We start from the raw sequence: 3,094 nt of genomic DNA on the forward strand, positions 1-3,094 counted from the left end.
CTTTTGTCTATTAACCCATATACCCGCAAGAGGGATACAGAATGGGCCCGGGTAAAAACCCGGACCCATTCCGCGTGAAACGATGAAACAGTTGAGGATAATTAGCCTAGTGGCAACCAGCCTCGGAACTGTTGTTAGTGCCAGAGGCAGGTTCGCTTAGGCAAACTTGCGGTAGGCCACGAAAGCACCGCCGGCCAGGAGGAGCAGAGCAGCTCCACCGGCAGCCGCACCGGCATCAACACCGGAGTTGGCCAGCTTCTTGGCGTCGGCCTTCTTGACTTCCTTCTTGGGGTCAGCCTTCTTCTCAGCCTTGGGATCAGCCTTCTTCTCGGCATCCTTCTTGGGCTCAGCCTTCGGATCGACCTTCTTGTCGCCGTCCTTCTTCGGGTCAACCTTGGGGGTCTGACCCTTCAGAGCGTCAAGAGCCTTCTGGGCGGCATCCAGTTCGGCAACGGCCTTGTCGTAGGCACCCTGAAGCGCCTCAACACCCGGGAACGCATCAAGGGCTTCTTCAGCGTAGCTGAGGGTACCCTTCTGGATCTCGATGTAACGGGGGGTGTCAGCGATATCAGTCTTGATATCCTCCACCGAGCGGAGACCCGCAACGCCCGCCTGCGCGGTGTTCATGGCCTTCTTGGCATCAGCCATAGCCTTCTGAAGCGCTTCATCATTCGGGTTGGCTTCGAAAGCCACGCGAGCCTTATTGTAATTTTCCTGGGCGGTAGCCAGAGCCGCGTAAGCAGCCTCAGCCTTCGCAAGTTCCGCGGGAAGTTCAGCGTTGACGACCTCAAGTTCGGTCAGCTTGGCCTTCGCGTTCGAGACGGCGATTTCGAGCTTCTCAAGCTTTTCGGAAGCGGCCTTCAGTTCCGCTTCCGCGGCAGTAACCTTAGCCTTCGCGTCGGCCACAGCCTTTTCAGCCGCCGTGGTGTCGGCAGCGGTCACCTGCGGTGCATCAGGCGCGGCAGGAGCAGCGTAAGCTACACCCCCCCCCCGCGGCGAGCATGACACCAAAGGTAGCGCCAGCCACAATCTTCTTCAACTGCATGTCTACTCCTATGTATGTATGTCCATGGCATGAATCCCTTAGCAGAGGTCCTATCGACCGATCCCATTCGCCAGCCGTTCACTCTACTAAGCACCTGCCACAACAGTCACAATACTTTATTGCGCACTATTAATATACGGGAACGATGAGATTTTCGGAACTCTGTGACTAGCGCCACTCGGAGGGATTTTCCATTTTAATTTCGCGCCATATTAACATTCCGATTTCATTTAAGATAATCGTCTATCCAGGCCACAGATACATCGGTCGAATTAATTATACCTTGCTCTTCAACTTCTTGACCAAAGTCCCCCAGGCAGTCACGCGCACCGAAGCTGGCGTTCAGGCCGGGCACACCCGTTGTGTGACTATGCAATTGGTGCTGCATACCGCAGTCCTCTCCCATCCGTATCTCGTGCACCACACCGCTCTCCTCTGCCTGACCTTGTCCCGCCTTTACCCTCCGCACTACCTTCACAGCTGTCCACATATCCCACAATTCCCCACCCGGGCGCCCGAGGCGATAAGCTCAAGGCGCTATAAGCACATTCCTCACGTATCGGGAAAGACCTCTATGTCCACGAATTCCACGCCGGTTCCATCCGGCACTCCGGCGCCGGGAACACCAATTACCGGCGCATCCGCAGCACCCGGCACCCACACCAGCTCCCCTGCAGCTCACCTGCACCGGGATCTCCACAATCGCCATATTCAGATGATCGCGCTGGGCGGGGCCATCGGAACGGGCCTCTTCTACGGCTCGGCTTCCTCTATTAGTCTGGCCGGTCCGGCCATCCTCTTCGTCTACCTCATCGGCGGATGCACGATCTATCTTGTTATGCGCGCCCTGGGTGAGATGAGCGTGCACGAACCGGTCCCCGGCGCCTTTTCCCATTACGCCTACAAGTATTGGAGCCCGCGCGCCGGCTTTATCTCCGGCTGGAATTACTGGTTTAACTACATTTTCGTGGCCATGTCGGAACTATCCGTTGTCGGCCTTTATATCAACTACTGGTTCCCGACGGTTCCCACATGGCTCACCGCCGCTTTCTGCCTGGTTTTCATTACGGCCGTCAATCTACTCGGGGTGCGTGCCTTCGGCGAATTCGAATTCTGGTTCGCGCTAGTCAAAGTCGTCGCAATTATCGGAATGATTGTGCTGGGGATTCTTGTGCTCGTTGTCGGGCTCCAAGAACCCCACCAGGTCCCGCCCGGAACTTCTTTCGCCGAGCTTGTTTTCCCCAACGGCCTGAAGGGGGCGACCTTCGCTTTCGTCGTCGTCATGTTTAGTTTCGGTGGAATTGAACTTATCGGCATCACCGCCGGAGAGGCAGACGACCCACGCCGGTCCATCCCGCGCGCTATCAACCTGGTCATTCAGCGTATCCTCATTTTCTACGTGCTTTCGCTCGCCATTATTATGGCGGTCATCCCGTGGCGCAGCATCGACGGGCACGCCAGCCCCTTCGTCCAGATTTTCGACTCGGTGGGGATTACCTTCGCGGCCCATATCCTCAATTTCGTGGTGCTCACCGCCGCGCTTTCCGTCTACAATTCCGGCCTGTACTCCAATGGCCGCATGCTCTACTCGCTGGCGCAACAGGGTAACGCCCCGCGCATTTTCGCTACGCTTTCGCGCGCGGGTACGCCCTACGTGGGAATTTTGACGTCCTCGGCTGTGACCGTGGTGGCGGTGATTGTGGTTTTCGCGTTCCCGAATTTCGCTTTCGGCTATCTGCTTTCCATCGCCCTCATCGCGGGGATTATCAACTGGACAATGGTCATGATCACCCAGCTGAAATTCCGTGCCGCACTCGGCCCGGAACGTGTGGCGAGCCTCAGCTACAAGCTCCCCGGTGGCTTGGCCTCCAGCCTTTTCGTGCTGGTTGCGCTCGCAGCCTGCGTGGTGCTCATGCTGTTCCAAGATGCCTACCGGGTGGCCGTTTTCGTGGGTCCGGCCTGGCTGCTGCTCCTCACTATCGCGTACCAGGTAAAAGTTGCGCGTGAGAAGCGCCATGCGCGCGCGTAGTTATTGAAGAAAGTACGACG

The 3,094-nt window shown here is 57.3% G+C and carries 2 protein-coding genes; one reads left to right on the plus strand and one right to left on the minus strand.

Annotation, left to right across the window (positions count from 1 at the left end; translation table 11 throughout):
- Positions 1-156: 156 nt before the first annotated feature.
- Complete coding sequence (locus tag AC5RK6_RS04640) at positions 157-942, minus strand: hypothetical protein (RefSeq protein WP_320757244.1); 786 nt, start codon at positions 940-942, stop codon at positions 157-159.
- Positions 943-1,619: 677 nt separating this feature from the next.
- Between AC5RK6_RS04640 and AC5RK6_RS04645 the strand changes: the two genes are divergently transcribed.
- Positions 1,620-3,074, plus strand: coding sequence for an amino acid permease (locus AC5RK6_RS04645; protein ID WP_320757243.1), 1,455 nt, complete (start codon positions 1,620-1,622; stop codon positions 3,072-3,074).
- Positions 3,075-3,094 lie beyond the last annotated feature (20 nt).

The sequence above is a fragment of the Actinotignum sp. usb-actsch-213 genome (genome assembly GCF_059085665.1).

Bases quoted from the DNA above. Each gene is read 5' to 3' on its own strand.
- AC5RK6_RS04645 (WP_320757243.1), top strand. From the start codon at position 1,620: ATGTCCACGAATTCCACGCCGGTTCCATCCGGCACTCCGGCGCCGGGA.